The organism is Mesorhizobium sp. M1423 (assembly GCF_040317575.1).
GTDB lineage: Bacteria > Pseudomonadota > Alphaproteobacteria > Rhizobiales > Rhizobiaceae > Mesorhizobium.
This window is the reverse complement of the sequence record NZ_JAMYKU010000010.1, coordinates 183,738-204,266: the sequence shown is the minus strand read 5'-3', so window position 1 is coordinate 204,266 and position 20,529 is coordinate 183,738. Positions and strand designations below refer to the sequence as shown.

Here is a 20,529-nt window from a genome sequence, read left to right as displayed (position 1 = left end):
TCGAAGATCGTCTCATCCGACACCGCAAGGCCGTCCGCCAAGCTCAATTGACCAAGCACACGATCAACCATCCGCGAATCTCCCGCAGCGACCACGCCACAGAATCACCAATCCGATTCTGTGCAAAGGCCTCACACAAGGGGAGAAGGAAAGAGCTGCCGCTACTCCGCGTCGGCCACCATCTGCCGTCCGCCAGTCCAGTCGCGCCAGGCCCTCTCGTCGCCATGGAACACGTTGAGGTCGATGCGGCCTCTCACACCGTGCGACAGGCCGGAGCCGGAATATTGCCAGAACAGCCATTTGCGGCCGGGATAGACCTTTGACGGATGCGCCGCCACGGCGCGCAGCCAGAATGGATAATCTGGGAAGGCGCCGCGCAGATTGTCGCGGTAGAAGTCGGGGGCGGTGTAGATGATCGGCCGCTGGCCGTAGTGGCGCTCGAGCTTGTCCATGAACACCTGCATCTTCTCCAGCACCTTTTGCCGGGACGGGCGGCGCTTGCAGCTGGATTCGCCGTTCCACTCGACGTCGATCACCGGCGGCAGCGCACCCTCGACCCTCGGCACGTTGCGGATGAACCAGTCCGCCTGCTCGCCGGCGGTGCGGCACCAGTAGAAGAAATGATAGGCGCCGCGCTTCAGGCCGGCGGCGTCGGCATTGCGCCAGTTCCTGGTAAACATCGGGTCGATATGATCGCCGCCGTCGGTCGCCTTGATGTAGGCGAAATTGGCGCCCTGGGCGCGCAGCTTTTGCCAGTTCACATTGCCCTGCCAGCGCGAAACGTCGACGCCATGGACGGCAAGGCGCCTTGGCGAGGAGGACTTGCCGAAATTGATCGGCTTGGCGTCGCGAAAACCATAGCGCGTGACCGGCTCTGCAAGCATTGCCGGTGCTGCGCGTGTCAGCCGCTTCGGCGGCGACATCAGCGCGATCACCTCGGCCGGCGGTTCGATACTTTGGTCGGGCTCCAATGCAGCGACCGGCTGTTCGTCCTGCTCCTGTCCGGCAAAAGCGGGCGCAGCATCAGTTTTCGCCACGGATGCCACCGGCGCGGGTGGCCGCACAACCGAGCTGGTGGTCTCGCTGGACGGCACTTGCAGCGCATCGACGCCGGAGGTCGACGTGCAACCGGCAAGGCACAGCGCTGCGATCGAAAAGATGACGACGCCTGATATCCGCATCTGGACCTGTACGCAAAACACAACAGACCGAAGGCAGGACAACGCCGCCGGACAAACCAAGCTGGATTCCTAACAAGAAACTACCAACAAAGTTTGAATCGAATTGTTAGGGCTCTCGTCGAGACGTCGGCGGGCAAAGGGACGCTGCCCTTCCACCGTTCGGCCACGTCGCTGGCTTCGCAATCCCGCTTGACAACTCACTGCGTGAGATTAGTCTTCGCTAATCTTACGATGTAAGGCCATACTTGGGAGGGAGTCATGCAGCCCGCCGCCTTGTCAGAATTGCAGCCCTTAGTCACGCCGGAGCCACGCTCGCCCGCCATCGGGATCGACGAGATATCCGGCGATCTCAGCCGCGTCATCGAACGCGCTGAGGTCGATGCCTGGCTCGATCTCTATCGCGCCGCCCCGGCAGACTTTGCCGCAAGGCAAGGCCTAGCCATCGCCGAAGATGGCGATCTCGTCTGGACCACCTGCACGACGATCCCGTTCATCCATTTCAACTGCGTCAAGAACCTTGGTGTCGATAGCGCGGCCACCGAGAGCCGGCTCGATACGCTTCTGAGGCATTATCGCGACGCCGGCATTCTGCGGCCCTGGTTCTACACCAACCCACACACCGAGCCCGCGACGCTCAGCTGCTGGCTCGAGGCGCGCGGCCTGCAGCGTCAGGGAGGCTGGGAACGCATCTTTCGCGACGCCACGCCGTTGCCAGCGGAGCCGCTTTTCCCGACGGAGGATGTCTCGGTCGAGCGGGTGACGCCGGCAACGGCAAGGGAATGGGCTGGGTTCATCGACAGCCAATACCGGTTGCCGACCTCACCGTGGTTACTGGCGCTGGCCGGCCGGCGCGGCTGGCGCCATTACATGCTGCGGCGGGACGGCGCGGTGGCGGCGGTGCGCTCGATGTTCATCGGCGCCGACGGCATGGCCTGGAGCGGCATCGACGCGCCGGTGCCCGGCATCATGGCGCCGAGCTTCGATCTCGATGCAATGCTCGGCGAAGCGATGGTGCGCGACGGACTTGCGGCCGGTGCAAAACTGTTCGTGGCCGATATCGAGGCGCCGCAAGCCGAACGCGACGGGCCGGCCTATCGCAACTATGCACGTCTCGGCTTCAAACTCGCTTATTTCCGCAGCCATTACAGCTATTTGCCGGCAAATTCCGGCTAACCGCTTCAAGACCCTAGCCGCACAGCCACAGCTTGTGGCAGGTCGTGGCCATCAGGTGGGCCGGCGGTACAAAACGATCGTTGACCGCCACATCATCGTCCGCCCGGCGGACCTTTTCTTCGAGCAGCGTGCGAAGTTGCGCCGGTTGCACGCGGTCGCGCTCCATCACCAGCTTGATCATCGGATCGCTCAAGAGTTCGTCCAGGGTGTTGATGCTGTCGTTCATTCCGTCGCCTCCTCGACTGCCGCCCGCACGCAATAGATAGGCAGCAATGATGGCCCGCCAATGACGCTTTGCCGGCTATCTCGTGTCGCTTTGGATTAAATTTTGTCCAGATTTCACCTCAAACCGGAGGTGGCGCGCCTTCATATTGCGGCAGGCCGTCGTCGATCTGCACCCAGGGCTGCTTCGAGGCGGTCCAGATATGCATCTCGGGCCTGAACACTGAGGGGTCATCGAGCGAGCCGGTGGTGACGCCGATGATGCCGGCGGAATCGCGCCGGGAAAACATCGTCGTGCCGCAGCGCGGGCAAAAGCCGCGCTTGAGATCGGGCGAGGAATTCACCATCGCCAGCGGTCCGTCGACCGTCACATCGTCGATACGGAACAGCATGCGCGCGTTGAAGGCGGCACCCAGCGCCTTCTGGCACAACCGGCAATGGCAGACGCGCTCATTGATCGGTGCTGCCTCGGCGCGGTAGCGCACCGCGCCGCACAAACACCCGCCCTGATACCCAGCCATCGCCCGTGTCCCTGCCTGTGAGGATAGGCGGCATACCTATCGATAGGCGCGGTAGCGTCAATTGAAAAGCTTTGATGGCGCCATCTATAGCTGTGATGCGACCGATACACGACTGGCCGATGCGCCGCGCCAAGGCCTCATTGACGAAATGCCGGCCGTCTCGCGGGAGACGGCCGGCAGACAATTGACTGCGTGTCAGTTCGTTTCGTTGACGACTTCGTCCCAGGTCTTGACCTTGGTCTCGCCATTGAGGAACGGCAGCGCGGCAGCTGTGAGCTCCGGCGCGAAGAACACATCGTAGTGGGTGCGGTTCGGCACGATCGCCAGGCGGTTCTGCGACAGGTTCTCGCGCATCCAGCCGGCGTCCTTCAATCCGCCGCCGAGCATCTGGTAGAATTTGATCTCGTGCTCGGGCCGGTACATGTCGCTGTCGCCGAACACCAGCATCACCGGCATTTTCAGCTTCGGCACGTCGGCGGAATAATCGTAGTCCTTGCGCATATAGGCGCCAAGTTGATCGAGGAGTTTCGGAAAATCCTCCGGATGCGGCGCAACGGCGACGTAGGATTTGTACATCGGCGTGTCCTTCATCATGTCAGCCATCGCCGCGCCGACCTGTGCCTGCTGGCCACGCATCTCGGCATAGAAGCCGTCCGCGGCGTAGGGGGTCGAGACCAGCACCAGCCGGCGCACCGCCTCGGGATGCTGCACGGCCATACGGAAGGCGACGCCGCCACCCAGCGAATAACCCATGACGTCGACCTTGTCGTAGCCGAGCGCCTTGACGATCGCTGCCATGTCGTCGCCCATCGCCTCCAAGCTGAGCGGCCGGTCGCCGAGCGCGGTGCGGCCATGGCCCTGCAGGTCGACTCCGATGACGGTGCGGTTTTCGGTAAGCTTGGGCAGGATCGGCGCGAACATGTCGGTTGTGCCGAGACCGCCATGCAGCAGAAGCAGCGGCTCGCCCTTGCCATAGACGGCGTAATAATAGTTCAGGCCGTTGATCGGCAGCAGGCCGGATTTTTCCGGCTTCGGCAGTGTTGCGGTTGCGGTCGTCATGGCGGGCTTGGCCTCCTCTGCGTTGATGGTGCCCGGCGCCGCAAACAGCGCGGCGGCCGAGGCGAAAATGGCAAAAAATATCGATCTGGACATATCAGCCTCCCTCTCTCGTTTGCATCAAAGTCGCTTGTGCATCAAAGTAGCTTGGCGACCTCCTCGAGCTGTTCGGCGCACTGGCCCCAGCCGTCGTGAAAACCCATTTTCTCGTGCTGTTCGCGGTCGGCGACCGACCAATGCGCAACCCGGGCGATGTAGCGGGTCTTGCCCTCGCCCTCGTCGTCGAAGGTCAGCACGACCGTCATGAACGGCTTTTCGGACGGCTCCCACGCCTTGGTATAGGCATCGGTGAAGACGAGCTTTTTGCCCGGTACGACTTCGAGGAAGATGCCTGGATTCGGGAACTGCTTGCCGTCGGGATCGGCCATGACGACAAGGGTGGAGCCACCGGTCCGCACATCCATTTCGGCGCGCGGCGTCATCCACGGCTTCGGCGAGAACCATTGCGTCAACAGCTTCGGCTCGGTCCAGCAGCGATAGACGCTCTCACGCGGCGCATCGATGATGCGGGCGAGAACCAGCTCGCGGTCGGAGTTGGGGGCGATGTCGAGCTTGGTGGTCATGGTGTTTCCTCACATGTCGGATTTGGCTTTCGTGTCTAGGACGAACCGACAAGACGCAAGCCGACACGGTCCACGAGAAAAAATCCGCGGAACCGGAGATTCGAACGACGGAACCGAGTGGCTTCAGTGGCGCTTGGCTTGCACCAGATAGGCGTCGATCTCAGTCTCGCCGAGCCACTTGGCCGCTTCGAGCCGATGCAGGCCTTCGACCAGGATATGGCGCTTGCCGTCATGGCGCACCTGGATCGGCGTCTTCATGCCGTTTTCCAGAATGTCCTCGGCAAGATGGCGGACGGTCTCGGGATGCAGCGTCTTCTTGCGCGCGGTCGGCACGTAAATGTCGTTGACCCTAACCTTTTGCACTCTCAGCATATCGGCTCCCGTGGCGGACAAGGCCGCGTTTTGTGAGATAGTCTGTTTGTCCGGCAAGGCCAAGGGAGCAGCCCGGCGATGACTGGCCCGATCGTTTCCAATTGACGCTTGGCCGGCGGATGGCCGAAATGGCGGCCTTCGACCTTAGCGGTGTCCATGAACCATCTGCCGACCGAGTTTCCCGATTTCGGACTGACGCCGGAGCAGCGACGCCAGGCGGTGCGCAGCCATTACTGGGAATGGCCGGGTATGGATGGCGGGCGCGGCGAAATCTGGTGCTACAGCGACCGTTTTTCCTACCGCCCCGGCGAGATGGCGGCGCTGCATGTCAGCTCGACGGCCGCCAGTTTCGGCATCGCGATCGTCCGCGACGGCGGTACGGAAACGACGATATTCGAAAGGACCGGGATCGCGGCGCGCTGGCAGGATACGCCTGATCAGTGTTCGGTCGAGGGCTGCGGCTGGGAAGCATCGTTCGAATTTTGCATCGGCGACGACTGGCCGTCCGGCGCCTATCGCGTCACGCTTGAAGCCGACGCTCGCGACGGCAAGCCGATCCGCTACCACCATCTTTTCATCGTCGCGCCGCAGCCCGGCAAGAAGCTTGGTCGCGTGCTGCAGGTCGCGGCCACCGGCACCTGGCTCGCCTACAACACATGGGGCGGTTCCAACCATTACGAAGGCATCACCGGGCCAGGCCGCGACCAGTATGCACGAATAGTGTCGACGCAGCGGCCTTGGTGCCGCGGCTTCGTCGTGCTGCCCAGGGACGCGCCGCGCGTGCCGCTCGAAGTCGCCGTGCCGCCGAAAACCGTGCCGCGCTATCCGCATATGGAATGGGCGTTTGCCACCGGCCATTCGAAGAAATACGCCTCGTCCGGCTGGGCAAGCTATGACAGCCATTTCTTCCGCTTCGCCGAGCGTGCCGGCTACGCCGTCGATCTTGCCAGCCAGCACGATCTGCATTTTTCGCCCGACATTCTCGACGGCTACGACTGCGTCGTCTTCGTCGGCCACGACGAATACTGGACCTGGGAGATGCGCGATGCGGTCGACACCTATGTCGAGCGCGGCGGCCATGCGGCGCGCTTCGCCGGCAATTTCATGTGGCAGACCAGGCTGGAGGACGAAGGCCGCCGGCAGGTCTGCTACAAATACCGCGCTCGCGCAGAGGACCCGGCCTATCGCGGCGGCGATATAAGGCGCGCCACCAATTCCTGGGAAGCGCCGGAAATCGGCCGGCCGGGTGCGGCGACCTTCGGCCTCAACGCGACAAGAGGCGTCTATGCGGGCTGGGGCGGCTGCGCGCCGCGCGGCGTACGCGGCTTTCCGGTCTACCGGCCTGAGCATTGGGCGTTTGCCGGCACCGGCATCTACTATGGCGACCTGCTCGGCGCCGACAGCCATGTCTATGGCTACGAGGTCGACGGGCTCGATTTCGAGATCCGCGGCGGCCTGCCCTACCCCACGCCCGACAGCGGCGCACCGGACGGCCTGCAGGTGCTCGCGGTCGGCATGGCTGCCCAGGTCGAGGAAAGCGCCGACATTCCGTTCGAGGACCAGTTCCTCGGCGACGAGGACGGTCGCTTCACCGCCGAAACGCTGTTCGGCGAGGCAAGCGACGCCAATCTCGACAAGGTCAAACGCGGCAACGGCATGATCGTCAATTTCCCGCGCGGCAAGGGCGAGGTGTTTCACGCAGGAAGCTGCGAATGGGTCGCCGGCCTGCTAAGGCAGGACGCGATGGTCGAGCGCGTCACCAGAAATGTCCTCGACCGCTATCTTGGAAAGCCATGACATGCTGAAGCCCCCTGTCCCGGAAGCCCGCGAAGCCTCGCATCTGTTTTATCTGTCCAGCGTGCGTCGGCCGCTGATCGACCGCGCCGAAGGCATCTACATGTGGACGCAGGATGGCCGCCGCTTCATCGACGGATCGAGCGGGCCGATGGTCGCCAATATCGGCCACTCCAACCGCAACGTGCTCGACGCGATGAAACGGCAGATGGACCGCGCCACCTTCGCCTACCGCCTGCATTTCGAGAACGAACCGGCCGAGGAGCTCGCGCGGCAACTGGCGGCCAAACTCCCCGAGGGCCTGGACCGCATCTTTTTCGTCTCCGGCGGCTCGGAGGCAACGGAATCCTGCGTCAAGCTGGCGCGGCAATGGGCGGTCGCCACCGGCCAGCCCAGCCGCTGGAAGGTGATCACGCGTTTTCCGTCCTATCATGGCGGCACGCTGGGTGCGCTCGCCGTCACCGGCGACGATGCGCTGGCCGAAACATTTGCGCCGATGATGCAAGTGATGCCGACCGTGCCGGCGCCCATCGCCTGGCGCGACCGCGACAATCTTTCGATGGAACAGCGCGGCATCCGCTATGCCGACATGCTGGAGGAGAAGATTCTGGCCGAGGGGCCGGACAGCGTGCTCGCCTTCATCATGGAGCCGGTCGGCGGCGCTGCCACGGCAGCACTGGTGGCGCCGGACAGCTACTATCCGCGCATCCGCGAGATCTGCGATCGCTACGGCATCCTGCTCATCCATGACGAGGTGATGAGCGGCGCCGGTCGCACCGGAAAATTCCTCGGCGGCGACCACTGGAACTGCAAGCCCGACATCGTTGCGCTGTCGAAGGGGCTGGGCTCGGGCTACGCGCCGCTCGGCGCGCTGGCGGCACCGATGCGGCTGGTGCAGCCATTGCTCGCATCGGGCGGCTTCCAGCATGGCCATACCTATGCCGGCAACCCGCTCGCCTGCGCCGCCGGGCTCGCCGTGCTCGGCGAGATGGACCGTCTCGGCCTGATCGCCAATGCGGCCGATATGGGCAAGCTTTTGATGGACGAGCTGAAGGGATTGGCGAAGCGGTTTCCGTTCATCGCCGACGTCCGCGGCAAGGGCCTGCTCACAGGTGCCGAAATGGTCGCCGACCCAGATACGCTGAGGCCGATCGAGCCGGCAAAGAAGGCCACCCAGCGGCTGCTCGACCTCGCCTATGAGCGCGGACTGATCATCTACGGACGCAAGGTCAAGGGCGGCGTCGACGGCGACAATTTCATGGTCGCGCCGCCGATGATCGTCACCGCCGCGCAGATCGGCGAGATCGTAGCCATCATCGGCGACTCGCTCGAAGTGCTGGCCGGTGAACTCGACCTGCCGGTCGAAGGCTGAGGGGCGAACCATGGCGCCGCGAAAAATCATTATCACCTGCGCCGTCACCGGGTCGGTGCACACACCATCGATGTCGCCGCATCTGCCGGTGACGCCGGACCAGATCGCCGCCGACGCGATCGCCGCCGCCGAAGCCGGTGCCTCGATCCTGCATCTTCACGCCCGCGACCCCAAGGATGGAAGGCCGACCGCCGACCCCGAGGTGTTCATGCAGTTCCTGCCGCGCATCAAGCAGGCGACCGACGCAGTGATCAACATCACCACCGGTGGCTCCTCGCTGATGACGCTCGACCAGCGGTTGGCCGCCCCGCTCAGGGCGGAGCCGGAAATGTGCTCGCTCAACATGGGCTCGATGAATTTCGCGCTGTTCCCCATGCTCGAGCGGCCGCGGGAGTGGCAGCACGAATGGGAGCCGAAGCTGCTCGAGGCGACCCGCGACACGATCTTCAAGAACACCTTTGCCGACATGGAGACGGTGCTTGAGAAGCTTGGGCGTGGTTGCGGCACGCGCTTTGAATTCGAGTGCTACGATGTCGGCCACCTCTACTCGCTGGCGCATTTCCGCGACCGCGGGCTGGTGTCGGGACCGCTGTTCATCCAGTTCGTGTTCGGCATCCTCGGTGGCATCGGCGCCGATCCCGAAAACCTGATCCACATGAAGCGCATCGCCGACAAACTGTTCGGCGACAGCTACCAGTTTTCGGTGCTGGCCGCCGGACGCCATCAGATGCCGATGATCTCGATTGCGGCGGCGATGGGCGGCAATGTCCGCGTCGGGCTGGAGGACAGCCTCTACGACGGGCGCCAACTGGCCAAGTCCAATGCCGACCAGGTCCGCCGTATCCGCAGCGTGCTCGACGGGCTGTCGCTGGACGTCGCGACGCCGGCCGAGGCGCGGCAGATGCTGGCGCTCAAGGGCGGCGACCGTGTGGCGTTCTGATGGTTGCGCTCCGGCACACCCCCCTCTGGCCTGCCGGCCATCTCCCCCTCAAGGGGAGAGATCGGCAGCTTCGATCTCGCTGCCCACCCTGCAACGTTGGTGAATCGCGAAACCCGGCGCGACATCCAATCTCCCCCCTTGAGGGGGAGATGTCCGGCAGGACAGAGGGGGGTGCCTGGGCGCCCTGCCTGCCGTGAGTACGCCATCCACAAACGTGCTTATCCGCCCCGGCCGGGTGGAGGACGTCGAAACCATCCACGCCGCACTCCTACGGCTCGGCGCGCATGTCGGCGCACATCAGGAGATCACCTCGACAGCTGCGGATCTCCGCACCTATGGCTTTGGCGAAAAGCCTGCCTTCTCGACCTTGATCGCCGAAGTCGGCGGCGAATTTGCCGGGCTTTGCCTGCATTTTCCGATCTTCTCGACATGGATGGGACGACCCGGCGTCTATGTGCAGGACCTCTACGTCGAGGACCGGTTTCGCGGCCGCAGGATCGGCGAGCGCCTGCTGCGCCGGGTGGCGGCGCAGTGCCGGAAGGCAGGCGGCGTCTATCTCAGGCTGTCCGTCGATACCGACAACGAGACCGCCAAGGCTTTTTACGAACGGTTGGGCATTGCCTGGTCGAGCTACGAGCAGGTGCAGAAGATCGTCGGCGACGCCTTTTTCGCCTTCGCCGATGCACCGGAGGAGCCAACATGAAAGCCTTCTATGCCGAAGAACAGAAGCGCCACGACCCGAAGGCGTTCCTCTCAAGCGGCGCGCCGCAGCCCAATCCGGAAAAGCCGGAACGGGTCGAGCGATTGCTAGCCGGCGCAAAGGCTGCCGGCTGCACGATCGAACGGCCGCGGGATCACGGGCTCGGCCCGATTGCGGCGGTGCATACGCCCGAATATCTCGATTTCCTCCAGCATATCTTCGCTCGCTGGCAGCGCATCGAGGGTGCCTCTGCCGAGGTCATTCCCAACATCCATCCGATCGCGCGGCACGGCTCCTATCCTGCCTCGGCAGTCGGCCAGGCCGGCTACCACATGGCCGACACCGCCTGCCCGATCTCCGGCGAGACGTGGCAGAGCGCACTGTGGAGCGCCTGGAGCGCGGTTGAAGCAGCCGAGGCGGTGATGTCGGGCGTGCCTTCAGCCTATGCGCTCTGCCGTCCGCCCGGCCATCACGCCTTTGCCGAGGTCGCCGGCGGCTTCTGCTTCATCAACAATTCGGCGGTCGCCGCACGGGTTCTGCGCAAGCAAGCGGCGCGGGTGGCGATCCTCGACGTCGACCTGCATCACGGCAATGGCACGCAGGGCATCTTCTATGCCCGGCCGGACGTGCTCACCGTGTCGCTGCATGCCGACCCGGTGCGCTTCTATCCGTTTTTCTGGGGCCATGCCGACGAGCGCGGCGAAGGCGCCGGCCTCGGCTACAATCTCAACCTGCCGCTGCCGCGCAAATCCGGCGACGCCGCATTCCTCGAAGCACTGGACGTGGCTTTCCAGCGTATCCGCGCCTTTGCGCCAGAAGCGCTGGTGGTGGCGCTCGGCCTCGACGCCTTCGAGGGCGATCCGTTCGGTGGGCTGTCGGTGAGCACGCCCGGTTTCTCGCGCATTGGCGAGGCCATCGCCGGTCTCGGCCTATCGACAGTCATCGTCCAGGAAGGCGGCTATCTCTGCGACGAGCTCGGCGACAATCTCACCGCCTTCCTCACCGGTTTTGGCGGCGCCCACAAGCGATGATCGGCCCGCGAGGCGCGCTCAGGATCGTTCCTGCCTCAGCATGGCGACAACGCGGTGCACACTCTCCAGCGTCTCGTCGATCTCGGCTGAAGTGTTGTAATGAGCGATGCCGATGCGCACGACGCCCTGCTCGGCCGGAATGCCGAGCTGGTGCACGATCTCCCAGGCGTAGTTGTGGCCGGACCACAGGAAGATGTTTTCCGCATTCATCTGCCGCACGATCGTCTCCGGCACGATGCCTTCGACAGTGAAGGACACCGTCGGCACGCGCTCATTGATCCGCTTCGGATCGGTGATGCCGTGGATGGTCAGGCCGGCAATATCCGACAGACCGTCGATCAGCCGTTGCGCGAGAGGGTTCTCGTAAGCGATCGACGCTTCGAAGGCCTTGGCGATTTTCTGACGGCGCGATGCCTGCTCGCCGGCTGCCGCGCCCAGCTCGGCAAAATAATCGACCGCAGCCGACAGGCCGGCCATCAATTCAATTTGCGGCGTGCCGAGCTCGAAGCGCTCCGGCAGGGCATTGGACGAGCAACGGCATTTGTACGGCTTCAGCGCATCGATGACGTCCAGCCTGCCCCATAAAATCCCCATATGCGGGCCGAAGAATTTATAGGCCGAGCAGATCAGGAAATCGCAGCCGATATCCCTGACGTCGATCAGGCCATGCGGGGCAAACTGCACGGCATCGATGTAGACCAGCGCACCGGCCTGCCTGGCAATGCCGGTCAATGCCTTCACCCGGTTGATCGACCCGGTGAGATTGCTGGCATAGTTGAGCGCAACGAGCCGCGTCCTCTCGGAAAGCAACGCGGCAAGCGCCGCCTCGTCGATCTGCCAGCTCTGCTGGTCGAAAGGCAGCCAGCGCACGACAAGGCCAAGGTCCTCAGCCAGTTGCAGCCAGGGCGAGACGTTGCCCTCATGGTCCATGCGGGTGAGGATGATCTCGTCCCCGGGCTTCATTGTGCGACCAAGCGTTCGCGACATGTGGTAGGTCAGCGTCGTCATGTTGGCGCCGATGATAATTTCCCGCGGGCTTGCCGCACCGAGGAAATCGGTCATCGCCAGATGAGCGTTGTCGACGATTTCTTGTGCTGCAACGGTGGTCTCGAAGAAGCCACCGAGATTGGCATTGGTGGTCAGCAAGCAGCGTGACACCGCGTCCGCCACCGCCTGCGGCACCTGCGTGCCGGCAGGATTGTCTAGATAGATGCGCCTGCGGCCATTGTCGCTCAGCGACAAAGCCGGAAATTTTGCGCGCACCCCGTCGATCCGGAAGTCCATGGCTGTTCCCCTCCCCCTATGGCTATCGGACGATCACGCCTCGACGCATCAAGGGCACGGATTGCCGACGCGCTGGTGGATCGCATCGATGGCTTTCTGCATGTCCTCGGTCCAGACCACGTTGGCGGAAGACAACGCCATTTCAAGTTGCGAAATCGTGGTGGCACCGATGATGTTCGAGGTGACCAAGGGCCGGTTCGAGACATAGGCATTGGCAAACAGGGCCGGTTCCATGCCGAAGGTGCGCGCCAACCGGTTGTATTCGAGCTGCACCTCGGCAGCATTCGGCGTCTCGTAGCGCTGGCCGCGGTTGAACAACTGCGAGCGCGAGCCCTGCGGCCGCGCGCCATGATCGTATTTGCCGGTCAAATAGCCTTGCGCCAGCGGCGAATAGGCAAGCAGCGACACCTGCTCGCGCTCGCAGACTTCGGCAAGGTTCACCTCGAAGGTGCGGTTGACGAAATTATAGGCGTTCTGCAACGAGACGACGCGCGGGCCGAGGCCCTTGTCGGCTTCGGCAATGAAACGCATGACGCCCCAGGAATTCTCGTTCGACAGGCCGAAGTGGCGGATCTTGCCGGCCTTCACCAGCTCGTCGAACACACCAAGCGTCTCGGCGATCGGCGTCTCGCCCTCCGGCACGCCGACGGCATCGGAGCGTCGCGGCACGGCGCCGATGCGGTTCGGATTGGCGCCCCACGGCACGTCGCGTTCCGGCCAATGGATCTGGTAGAGATCGATGTGATCGGTGTTGAGCCTGGCGAGTGACTTATCAATAGCGTCGAAGATGTCGGCGCGCACCAGCTTCGACGGGCGGTCGCCGCGAAACCAGGTGTTGGCGGTGCGGCCAACCACTTTCGAGGCGATGATCACCTGGCCGCGATTGCGCTTCTCCTTCATCCAGTTGCCGATGATTGTCTCGGTGCGGCCCTGCGTCTCGGCCTTGGGCGGGATCGGATAGAGTTCGGCGGTGTCGATGAAATTGACGCCGCGCGCAAACGCCAAATCCATCTGAGCGTGACCGTCCGCCTCGGTGTTCTGCTGGCCCCAGGTCATCGAGCCGAGGCAGATCTGCGACACGAAAAGATCGGTCTGGCCGAGGCGGCGTTTGTGCATGGAGGTTCTCCGGTGGGAATTTTTGCGCGGCTGCGCGAGGAGGAAGCAACAGCATACAGGAAAGCGCCGGCCGCTTCCAAGCCCGCCGCCGGCAGGCCAGGCGACTTTCCCAGGATGCCGGCGAACGGGGTTTATCTCCACGGCCAATAAAAGCCGGACTGCATGTACATGCAGTCCGGAAGTTCGCCAGGAATGGCGAGGAAAAACCGGCCAAATGCCGGCACTGACGCATACGGTCGAAGTGCCGCAGAAGTTTCGCCGGACCAGCCGAATTATGTCAAAAAAGATCGGGGCAGCATGGCTGCCATGCGAATGCTGCACTGCACAATCGTCATGATCTGCCTATATTGGAGGCCGTGGAGGTTTCAATAGAGGGGCTTGAACCATGGGATTCTTCACTGAAATGTTCGCCCGTCCGCGTCCGCGGGAACAGCTGCGCTATCGCGCGGCACTGGCGCTACTCCATTCGATGAGCAATGCCGATCGCACCGATATCGGCGTCAAGCCGGCCGATTTCCCACGCATCGCCCGGGAAATGTCCTTGCGCTAAACAGTGCACCAGGAGATATCCCGGCGCGGCCGGGATATCTCCTGAGCGAATCTCAACGCAATCCGAGAAAGATCGACTTGCCCAACGGCACGCCGTTGTGACGCAGGATGTCATAGGCAGTGGTCAGGTGGAAATAGAAATTGGGCATGGCGGCATGCAGCAGATACTGCATTCCCGGCATCGAAACCTCGCGCCCCGCAAGCCTCAGTTCGACCATCCTGCCATCTGAACCATCGAATTCGGCCGACGAGAATGTGGCGAGTAGATCGAGCGTCTTGGTTATGCGCGCCTGCAGATCGGCGAAGCTCGCCTCATTGTCCTCGTATTTTGGCACCTCACGCCCGGCCAGCCGCGACGGCGCGCCCTTGGCGTGATCGGTGGCAATCTGTACCTGCCTGGTCAGGGCGAACATGTCCGGCGCCAGCCTCGCCGTGAGATACACCTGCGGATCGATCTTCCGGTCAGCCGCATTTTGCTCGGCAATGCTCAGGACGTTGGCCAGTGCCTTCAGCCTCGCCGAAAATACCGGCACGGATGCTTCATACAGTGATATGGTCACAAGAAATCTCCACGCGGCCCGACTGCCGACGGCGAGAGGTAGCGCTTTCGCACGTGATTGTTCAAGCGTCACCACGTCGCCGCAATCGATATGATAGGATTTTTCATCGAGTGGAGGTTCCCGATGAGACGCGCCCTTTTCGCAACGGCCGCTTTTATCTCTCTTGCCGTTGCCGGCCAATCGGCGCTCGCCGCAGACGCGCCTTATATCGACGACAGGTCGAATGCCGAAGCGGTCATCCGGTCGCTTTATAGTGCCATCAGCCGGCACGAATTCGCGCGCGCCTGGGACTATTTCGGCGACACCAAGCCGGCCAAGGATTTCAATTCCTTCGTCAAAGGCTATGACGGCACGGACACGGTCGAAGTCAAAACCGGTGGCGTATCCGAAGACGGGGCCGCCGGCAGTATCTACTACAGCGTTCCGGTCGCCATCCGGGCGACAGCCAAGGACGGCAGCCAAAATGTCTTTGCCGGCTGCTATACGCTGCGACAGATCAACGCCTCGATCCAGGAACCGCCATTTCGCCCGATCTTCATCGACAAGGGTGCGCTGAAACCGTCAAGGGCCGATTTCGAAGATGCCGTGCCGGCAAGCTGCGGCGAAGGACCGCCGCCGCCGAAGAAGGACGCGGCGCTTGAGCAGGCCAAAAAGGCGTTTGGCGCCACCTATGGCGACCAATGTGACAAGGAGTTTCTGAGCACCGAGCCGGACATTTTCTCGATCCAGTATAAAGACAAGGATGCGGCTGCCAGTGATCCCGAAAGGGAAACGCGGCTTTTCCACTTCTCCTGCTCGGCCGCGGCCTATAACGAAAGCTCTATTTATTACATGAGCGACGACGTGCTCGGCGTCAGGCAATTGCAGTTCGCCGAACCCGAAATGGACATTCGCTACGAAAACAACGACAGCGAAGGCAAACTGCTGGGCATGACCATAGTTGGCTTCCAGACCTCCGGCTGGGCAACCAATTCCGATTACGACGAAGAGACCAAGACGATCGCTACGTTCAACAAATGGCGTGGCATCGGCGATGCCTCTTCATCGGGGACATATCTGTTTCGCAACGGCGATTTTTCCCTGGTCCAGTACGACGTCGACGCGTCTTACGACGGCGAGGAAAATCCGCAGACGGTCGTCGACTACAACACCGCGCCCTAGGGGGCCTTCGATAACATCCAGTTGAGTGTACCCCGCCAGTCGGTCATGCGGATTGGCGTGCCATGCGTGCCAGTTTCAAAACGGACGAAGCGGGTCGGATAGGTTCTCGATTTGGCTAGGATCGATCGGAAGAAGCCTTCCTGTTTCTCGATTGGAAACACCGGGTCCTTGCTACCCTGGCCGAAGAAGACCGGCACACGACGCTTGAATGCGGGGCTTGAGAAGAAACTCTCATCCCACAGCGAGCCGAGCAGCAGCAGCCCGTCGATGCGCCCGCCGGTGTCCTTGCGATCGGCCAGCTTCCAGCATAACGAACCGCCCATCGAGCCACAGGCGACGAAGATTTTTGCGCCCGGCGACTGCTCGGCATAGTGGCCGATCAACGCAGCGATCTGGGCGGCACCGGTGTCGCCGAAGTCGGAAAAATCCGGCGACAGATAGAGGCCGCCATTGCCGGCCATCAGGTTCTTGATGCGGTTGAAATTGCCGCCGAAGGTGAAGTCGTCGGTGCCCTGCTTACGGCTGCCGCCCTGCCCGTGCAGGTAAAGCACGATGATGCTGGCGCCCCCGACTTTGCCGACGGCAATGTGGCGGACATCTCCAGCGTCGGTCTTCAGCAACAGATCCTGCTGCACCTTGCGCACGCCGGTATCGGTGTATTGCGCGTGCACACGACGCTCAGGCACTTCGTCACGGGCGTTGATGTCGCGCAGCTCACGATAGTCGATGACCGTATAGGCGCCGTTGTTTTCGGATGAGAGCGTCGCCGGATAGGCGAACAGATCATCCTTGAAGGGTTTGAGTTCGAGAGCGTTTGCGTAGGCGGCACAAGAGAGCCACAAAAGAATCGCGATCAGCAGGGCTGGGAGGCCAGAGGGGGGCAAGCGGAACCGGAAGCAGGAACGAAAGGCCATCCCGCAGCCATGCGTTTTTCGGCTTCGGTTTGTCAATCCTGCAGCACGCCGCCGGCGCTTTCCAGCGCCTCGCGCGTGTCGACATCGACGGCCGCCCCTTCGCCGATCTCGACATCGATGACGTCGAGGCCTTCGGCCTCGACCAGATGACGGGCACCGGTATCGCCTTCGAGGTGAGCGATCGCGGCGAACAGCGAGCGCGGCAGCAGCACCGGGTTGCCGCGCCGGCCATCATGAGAGGCGCGCACCACCGATCGCCCTTCGGACTTGCGGAACGCCTCGATCAGCCTGTCGAGGTCGGCCGAGGCGACGCCGGGCATATCGCCGAGGACGATCAGGGCGCCGGCGGCGTCGCCAGAAACCTTGGCGATGCCTGCCTTCAGCGACGAAGACAGACCCTCGGCGAAATCCGGATTGTCGGCGAAGGTCACATCCATGCCCGACAGTGCGCTGCGCACGCGCTCGCGCTCGTGGCCGGTGACGACGATGGTGGCCGCGGCTTTCGAACCGACCGCGCGTTCGGCGGTGCGGCGGACCAGGGGCTTGCCGTCGAACAGCGCCAAAAGCTTGTTCGGCCCGCCCATGCGGCTGGAGCGGCCGGCCGCCAGAAGCACCGTCTCGACCCTTGGTTTTGCTTTGGCCGGCAGCGGCTCGCGCGGCTGCGGCCGCGTCGGAATTTCCATCAGCAGCCCGCCAACGCCCATGCCGGCAATATCCCTGGCGGTCACGTCGAGACCAGCAATCAGCCGGTCGAGCACCCAGTCGAAGCCGTTCTCCTTGGGACTACGGGCGCAACCGGGCGCACCGATGATGCGCTTGCCGCCTAGATTGCCGAGCACCAGCAGATTGCCGGGATCGACCGGCATGCCGGCGCGAATGACGGTGCCGCCTGCCCTTTTGATAGCGGCGGGCACGACGTCGCCGAAATCGGCCATCGCCGAGGCGCCGAAGATCACCACCATATCGTTGTCGCGGATCAGCGAGGCGGCAGCCTCGGCGACGGGGCTGACCTCATGCGGGGTTCGACGCTCCGTCGTCAGCCTGCTGCCCGAACGCGCCAGGCGCGCTTCGGTGACGCGCAGCGTCTTGTCGAGCACGCTCGGCTTGATGCCGGGCAGCACCGTCTGGATGACGCCGACGCGCACCGGCTGATAGGCGTTGACCGCAAAAATCTCGCCCTCGGCGCAGATCCTTGCCACCGCATCGACCAAAGCGAAGGCGACCGCAAACGGAATGATTTTCACCGTCGCAACCATCTGACCTTTTTCGACCGGCGCATGCTGCGCCAGCGTGGCGATGGTAATCGTCGGATCGACGGCATTGATGGCGTCGATCATCGCCGCGTCGACGGTGAATATGCCGGCAGCCTGCGCGTGGAGGTTGACCCTGCCGGTCGCAGCGCGCTTCGCCTCGATGTTGCGATGGATCATATATGCGGCGAGCTTTTCGGCCGCGGCATCCTCGCTGAGATCATCGGGCGCCAACACCGCCGCGACGACCTCGGAAATCCCGGAGGCCTTCAACAGGGACACATCCTCGGCGCTTAGCCTGTGCGCCTTGCGGAAGCGGCGCTCTCCGGCTGTGGTGGCGTGCGCCAGCACTGCCCCTTCGGCCGCATCGATCGGAACGGGACCAAATTTCACGCGACCGCGCCTTTGGATTCGAGGCCGCGAGAGCGAAAGGCGTGGATCGCTTGCGCCAACACCGCGACGGCGATCTCGGCCGGGCTGGCAGCCCCAATGTCGAGGCCGATCGGTGCATGAATGCGGGCGATCTGGTCGGCGGTCGCGCCCAAGGCCAGCAAGCGTTCGACGCGTTTCGCATGGGTCTTGCGACTGCCAAGCGCCCCGACATAGAAGCAGTTGGCGTCGAGCGCCGCCTTCAGCGCGAAATCGTCGATCTTCGGATCATGAGTGAGGGCAGCCAGCGCGGTATAGCCGTCGAGCGGCTGACGCTTCAGGACATCCTCCGGCCATTCGGCATGCAGCGCGATGTCGGGAAAGCGGTCGGACGTGGCAAACGCCGTGCGCGGATCGATGATCTCGACGGGATAGCCGGCGATCCTGGCCATCGGTGCAAGCGCCTGGCTGATGTGGACGGCGCCGATCACCACCAGGCGTGGCTGCGGCAGATGTGCGTTGAGGAAGAAGGCCCGTCCCTCAGCTTCGACCGACCCGGAATTGCCGGTGCGGAATGCCTTGGCGATGGCTGCCCCGAGTTCGCCGGCAACCTGGTCGCCCTCGCGCACGATACGGTCGCGGCCGTCACCAAGATCGGTTACCAAAATCGCCGCGCGGCGGGCACGACGTTCGGCGTTGAGTGTCTTCAGCGCGTAAGGATCCATCGACAATCAGCCCAATCTTTCGACATAGACCTTGATGCGGCCGCCACAGGACAGGCCGACCTGCCACGCAGTCTCATCGGCGACCCCGAACTCCAGCATCTTCGCCTTGCCGCTATCGATGACGTCGATTGCTTCGGTCACCACTGCGCCTTCGACGCAGCCGCCCGAAACGGAGCCATGGAAATTGCCTTCGGTGTCGATGACCAGATGGCTACCGACCGGCCGCGGTGCCGAACCCCAGGTTTCGACCACGGTGGCAATGGCGACGTCCTTGCCGTCCTTCATCCAGCCCTCCGCGATGATCAGCGGGTCGCGGGCTTCATCGAGATAGACACTGTGTTCCATGATTTTCTCCCTGGGAGACATGTGGTTATGCGACGCGCTTCGCGCCAGCCTGGATCCACCGGCGCGGGTCGACCGAACGCACCGAATTCTTGTCCAGCGACGCACAGAGATCGGCGAGCGCGTCGAGATTGTGCACCGAACGGAATTCGTCGACATGCGGCAGCATCGCCCTGACGCCGCGGGCGCGCGCCTCGAAGCCGTCGAAGCGCAGCAGCGGGTTCAGCCAGATCAGCCGCCGGCAGGATTTATGCAGCCGTTCCATTTCCTCCGACAGGCCGGCGACCTCGTCGCGCTCCAGCCCATCGGTGATCAGCAGTACCACCGCGCCTTGCCCCAGCACGCGGCGCGACCAAAAACGGTTGAATTCTGCCAGCGTATCGCCGATGCGCGTGCCGCCCGACCAGTCCTTTACCGCGGCAGAACAGTCGGCGAGTGCGGCATCGGGATCGCGATGCCGCATCTGACGGGTCAGATTGGTAAGCCTGGTGCCGAAGACGAAGGCGTGCACGCGCCGGCGCTTTTCCGTCAGCGCATGCAGGAAATGCAGGAAGATCCGCGTGTACTGGCTCATAGAACCGGAAATGTCGGCAAGCACCACCAGCGGCGGATGGACTTCGCGGGGCGAGCGGAATTTAGGCAGGATCAACTCGCCGCCGGTGCGCGCAGCCGAGCGCATCATGGCGCGCGGATCAATACGGCGGCCATGCGCATCGGCTTTGAAACGCCGCGTCCGAACCATGTCGAAGGGCAGCCGCAACTGGGCGATCGCTATCTTGGCGTCGGCCATCTCGGCGGCGTTCATCTGGGCAAAATCCTTGCCTCTCAGCACCTCGTTGCCGGAGAAGGTGAAGCGCGCGTCGACCTCGATCTCGGGAACTTCCTGCGCCGGCTGGTTCTTCTGGTGACCCTCGAACATCGCCTGGCTGACGCGGTTCTCGGCCGCGCGGGGTTTTTGCTTCCCTTTGTTGTCGGGAGCGATCGGCGAAAAGATCGCCAGCATCTTTTCGATCAGCTCGTGCGACTTCCAGAACAGCCGGAAGGTCTCGTCGAAGGTGGCGTGATCTTCGTGCCTCGAGACCAGCACGGCGTGCAGCGTCCAGTAGAAATCGTCACGCGAGCCGATGCCGGCAGCGAGCACTGCCTCGATGGCGTCTTTGACCGAGGCCGGTCCGACACGCATACCGGCCTTGCGCAAGGTGCGGGAGAAATAGACGACGTTGTCGGCGATCCGCCCGTCCGCCGTTGCCTCTTTGGGTTCCGCACGCGGCATC

22 protein-coding genes are annotated in these 20,529 nt (G+C 63.3%); 8 read left to right on the top strand and 14 right to left on the bottom strand.

Annotated features, from left to right (window positions below; all coding sequences use genetic code 11):
* Positions 1-161: 161 nt before the first annotated feature.
* The gene (locus NKG95_RS15550; protein WP_353041368.1) at positions 162-1,181 is read right to left on the bottom strand and encodes a glycoside hydrolase family 25 protein; all 1,020 of its coding nucleotides are present in this window, start codon (positions 1,179-1,181) and stop codon (positions 162-164) included.
* A 258-nt stretch (positions 1,182-1,439) separates the two neighbouring features.
* Here NKG95_RS15550 and NKG95_RS15545 point away from each other — a divergent pair, with 258 nt between their 5' ends.
* Entirely contained in the window at positions 1,440-2,354 is a 915-nt protein-coding gene (locus NKG95_RS15545; RefSeq protein ID WP_353022649.1) for a hypothetical protein, read from the top strand.
* A gap of 13 nt (positions 2,355-2,367) precedes the next feature.
* On the opposite strand, the gene NKG95_RS15540 is transcribed toward NKG95_RS15545, so the two are convergent.
* The 5 genes from NKG95_RS15540 to NKG95_RS15520 form a co-directional block, all read right to left on the bottom strand.
* Positions 2,368-2,580 carry a hypothetical protein gene (locus tag NKG95_RS15540; protein ID WP_352495816.1) on the bottom strand — a complete coding sequence of 71 codons (213 nt, stop codon included), beginning with the start codon at positions 2,578-2,580 and terminating at the stop codon, positions 2,368-2,370.
* A gap of 118 nt (positions 2,581-2,698) precedes the next feature.
* On the bottom strand, positions 2,699-3,097 hold the full coding sequence (locus NKG95_RS15535; RefSeq protein ID WP_023717421.1) for a GFA family protein: 399 nt from the start codon (positions 3,095-3,097) through the stop codon (positions 2,699-2,701).
* A 195-nt stretch (positions 3,098-3,292) separates the two neighbouring features.
* Complete coding sequence (locus tag NKG95_RS15530) at positions 3,293-4,249, bottom strand: alpha/beta fold hydrolase (RefSeq protein WP_023717420.1); 957 nt, start codon at positions 4,247-4,249, stop codon at positions 3,293-3,295.
* Between the two features lie 41 nt (positions 4,250-4,290).
* Complete coding sequence (locus NKG95_RS15525) at positions 4,291-4,776, bottom strand: SRPBCC family protein (RefSeq protein WP_353041366.1); 486 nt, start codon at positions 4,774-4,776, stop codon at positions 4,291-4,293.
* A gap of 123 nt (positions 4,777-4,899) precedes the next feature.
* Positions 4,900-5,148, bottom strand: a complete 249-nt coding sequence (locus tag NKG95_RS15520) for a ParB N-terminal domain-containing protein (protein WP_352481155.1) — start codon at positions 5,146-5,148, stop codon at positions 4,900-4,902.
* 156 nt (positions 5,149-5,304) lie between these two features.
* On the opposite strand from NKG95_RS15520, the gene NKG95_RS15515 reads away from it, so the two are divergent.
* The 5 genes from NKG95_RS15515 to NKG95_RS15495 all read left to right on the top strand — a co-directional run bounded on the left by NKG95_RS15515 (position 5,305) and on the right by NKG95_RS15495 (position 10,985).
* Positions 5,305-6,945, top strand: a complete 1,641-nt coding sequence (locus NKG95_RS15515) for a N,N-dimethylformamidase beta subunit family domain-containing protein (RefSeq protein WP_353041364.1) — start codon at positions 5,305-5,307, stop codon at positions 6,943-6,945.
* A 1-nt stretch (position 6,946) separates the two neighbouring features.
* Complete coding sequence (locus NKG95_RS15510) at positions 6,947-8,314, top strand: aminotransferase family protein (RefSeq protein ID WP_353041362.1); 1,368 nt, start codon at positions 6,947-6,949, stop codon at positions 8,312-8,314.
* 10 nt (positions 8,315-8,324) lie between these two features.
* Positions 8,325-9,254, top strand: a complete 930-nt coding sequence (gene kce / locus NKG95_RS15505) for a 3,5-dioxohexanoate:acetyl-CoA acetone transferase (protein WP_023717415.1) — start codon at positions 8,325-8,327, stop codon at positions 9,252-9,254.
* 193 nt (positions 9,255-9,447) lie between these two features.
* The gene (locus NKG95_RS15500) at positions 9,448-9,957 is read left to right on the top strand and encodes a GNAT family N-acetyltransferase (RefSeq protein WP_352495812.1); all 510 of its coding nucleotides are present in this window, start codon (positions 9,448-9,450) and stop codon (positions 9,955-9,957) included.
* Positions 9,954-10,985, top strand: coding sequence for a histone deacetylase family protein (locus NKG95_RS15495; RefSeq protein WP_023717413.1), 1,032 nt, complete (start codon positions 9,954-9,956; stop codon positions 10,983-10,985). Before NKG95_RS15500 ends, NKG95_RS15495 begins: the two co-directional genes overlap by 4 nt.
* A gap of 18 nt (positions 10,986-11,003) precedes the next feature.
* Here the strand turns inward: NKG95_RS15495 and NKG95_RS15490 are convergent, their stop codons facing one another.
* Together NKG95_RS15490 and NKG95_RS15485 are read right to left on the bottom strand one after the other, a co-directional pair.
* Complete coding sequence (locus tag NKG95_RS15490) at positions 11,004-12,269, bottom strand: cysteine desulfurase-like protein (RefSeq protein ID WP_353041361.1); 1,266 nt, start codon at positions 12,267-12,269, stop codon at positions 11,004-11,006.
* A 48-nt stretch (positions 12,270-12,317) separates the two neighbouring features.
* Positions 12,318-13,385: an aldo/keto reductase gene (locus NKG95_RS15485; RefSeq protein ID WP_353041359.1), complete on the bottom strand. Its 1,068-nt coding sequence runs from the start codon at positions 13,383-13,385 to the stop codon at positions 12,318-12,320.
* Positions 13,386-13,770: 385 nt separating this feature from the next.
* Between NKG95_RS15485 and NKG95_RS15480 the strand changes: the two genes are divergently transcribed.
* Positions 13,771-13,935, top strand: a complete 165-nt coding sequence (locus NKG95_RS15480) for a hypothetical protein (protein ID WP_353041357.1) — start codon at positions 13,771-13,773, stop codon at positions 13,933-13,935.
* 52 nt (positions 13,936-13,987) lie between these two features.
* Here the strand turns inward: NKG95_RS15480 and NKG95_RS15475 are convergent, their stop codons facing one another.
* The gene (locus NKG95_RS15475) at positions 13,988-14,494 is read right to left on the bottom strand and encodes a DUF1993 domain-containing protein (protein WP_353041355.1); all 507 of its coding nucleotides are present in this window, start codon (positions 14,492-14,494) and stop codon (positions 13,988-13,990) included.
* Positions 14,495-14,617: 123 nt separating this feature from the next.
* Here NKG95_RS15475 and NKG95_RS15470 point away from each other — a divergent pair, with 123 nt between their 5' ends.
* Positions 14,618-15,655, top strand: coding sequence for a DUF1176 domain-containing protein (locus NKG95_RS15470; RefSeq protein ID WP_353041353.1), 1,038 nt, complete (start codon positions 14,618-14,620; stop codon positions 15,653-15,655).
* Here the strand turns inward: NKG95_RS15470 and NKG95_RS15465 are convergent.
* The 5 genes from NKG95_RS15465 to NKG95_RS15445 are packed head-to-tail and all read right to left on the bottom strand — an operon-like array spanning position 15,652 to position 20,528.
* On the bottom strand, positions 15,652-16,569 hold the full coding sequence (locus NKG95_RS15465) for an alpha/beta hydrolase (RefSeq protein WP_353041351.1): 918 nt from the start codon (positions 16,567-16,569) through the stop codon (positions 15,652-15,654). The two genes, NKG95_RS15470 and NKG95_RS15465, sit on opposite strands and share 4 nt — an antisense overlap.
* Before the next feature lie 32 nt (positions 16,570-16,601).
* A complete protein-coding gene (locus tag NKG95_RS15460) occupies positions 16,602-18,212 on the bottom strand; it encodes an NTP transferase domain-containing protein (protein WP_353041349.1) in 1,611 nt (536 codons plus the stop codon).
* Entirely contained in the window at positions 18,209-18,913 is a 705-nt protein-coding gene (locus NKG95_RS15455; RefSeq protein WP_352481162.1) for an XdhC family protein, read from the bottom strand. The genes NKG95_RS15460 and NKG95_RS15455 overlap by 4 nt, the downstream gene beginning before the upstream one ends.
* Before the next feature lie 6 nt (positions 18,914-18,919).
* Positions 18,920-19,258 (bottom strand): XdhC family protein, encoded by a 339-nt coding sequence (locus NKG95_RS15450; RefSeq protein WP_023717405.1) that lies wholly within the window; start codon positions 19,256-19,258, stop codon positions 18,920-18,922.
* 25 nt (positions 19,259-19,283) lie between these two features.
* Positions 19,284-20,528 (bottom strand): vWA domain-containing protein, encoded by a 1,245-nt coding sequence (locus NKG95_RS15445; protein WP_352481164.1) that lies wholly within the window; start codon positions 20,526-20,528, stop codon positions 19,284-19,286.
* Between the last annotated feature and the right edge of the window lies 1 nt (position 20,529).

Excerpts from the sequence above, each read along its gene's own strand:
- NKG95_RS15550 (WP_353041368.1), bottom strand. The coding sequence starts at position 1,181 with ATGCGGATATCAGGCGTCGTCATCTTTTCGATCGCAGCGCTGTGCCTT.
- NKG95_RS15545 (WP_353022649.1), top strand. The coding sequence starts at position 1,440 with ATGCAGCCCGCCGCCTTGTCAGAATTGCAGCCCTTAGTCACGCCGGAG.
- NKG95_RS15540 (WP_352495816.1), bottom strand. The coding sequence starts at position 2,580 with ATGAACGACAGCATCAACACCCTGGACGAACTCTTGAGCGATCCGATG.
- NKG95_RS15535 (WP_023717421.1), bottom strand. The coding sequence starts at position 3,097 with ATGGCTGGGTATCAGGGCGGGTGTTTGTGCGGCGCGGTGCGCTACCGC.
- NKG95_RS15530 (WP_023717420.1), bottom strand. The coding sequence starts at position 4,249 with ATGTCCAGATCGATATTTTTTGCCATTTTCGCCTCGGCCGCCGCGCTG.
- NKG95_RS15525 (WP_353041366.1), bottom strand. The coding sequence starts at position 4,776 with ATGACCACCAAGCTCGACATCGCCCCCAACTCCGACCGCGAGCTGGTT.
- NKG95_RS15520 (WP_352481155.1), bottom strand. The coding sequence starts at position 5,148 with ATGCTGAGAGTGCAAAAGGTTAGGGTCAACGACATTTACGTGCCGACC.
- NKG95_RS15515 (WP_353041364.1), top strand. The coding sequence starts at position 5,305 with ATGAACCATCTGCCGACCGAGTTTCCCGATTTCGGACTGACGCCGGAG.
- NKG95_RS15510 (WP_353041362.1), top strand. The coding sequence starts at position 6,947 with ATGCTGAAGCCCCCTGTCCCGGAAGCCCGCGAAGCCTCGCATCTGTTT.
- kce (WP_023717415.1), top strand. The coding sequence starts at position 8,325 with ATGGCGCCGCGAAAAATCATTATCACCTGCGCCGTCACCGGGTCGGTG.
- NKG95_RS15495 (WP_023717413.1), top strand. The coding sequence starts at position 9,954 with ATGAAAGCCTTCTATGCCGAAGAACAGAAGCGCCACGACCCGAAGGCG.
- NKG95_RS15490 (WP_353041361.1), bottom strand. The coding sequence starts at position 12,269 with ATGGACTTCCGGATCGACGGGGTGCGCGCAAAATTTCCGGCTTTGTCG.
- NKG95_RS15485 (WP_353041359.1), bottom strand. The coding sequence starts at position 13,385 with ATGCACAAACGCCGCCTCGGCCAGACCGATCTTTTCGTGTCGCAGATC.
- NKG95_RS15480 (WP_353041357.1), top strand. The coding sequence starts at position 13,771 with ATGGGATTCTTCACTGAAATGTTCGCCCGTCCGCGTCCGCGGGAACAG.
- NKG95_RS15470 (WP_353041353.1), top strand. The coding sequence starts at position 14,618 with ATGAGACGCGCCCTTTTCGCAACGGCCGCTTTTATCTCTCTTGCCGTT.
- NKG95_RS15465 (WP_353041351.1), bottom strand. The coding sequence starts at position 16,569 with ATGGCCTTTCGTTCCTGCTTCCGGTTCCGCTTGCCCCCCTCTGGCCTC.
- NKG95_RS15455 (WP_352481162.1), bottom strand. The coding sequence starts at position 18,913 with ATGGATCCTTACGCGCTGAAGACACTCAACGCCGAACGTCGTGCCCGC.
- NKG95_RS15450 (WP_023717405.1), bottom strand. The coding sequence starts at position 19,258 with ATGGAACACAGTGTCTATCTCGATGAAGCCCGCGACCCGCTGATCATC.
- NKG95_RS15445 (WP_352481164.1), bottom strand. The coding sequence starts at position 20,528 with ATGCCGCGTGCGGAACCCAAAGAGGCAACGGCGGACGGGCGGATCGCC.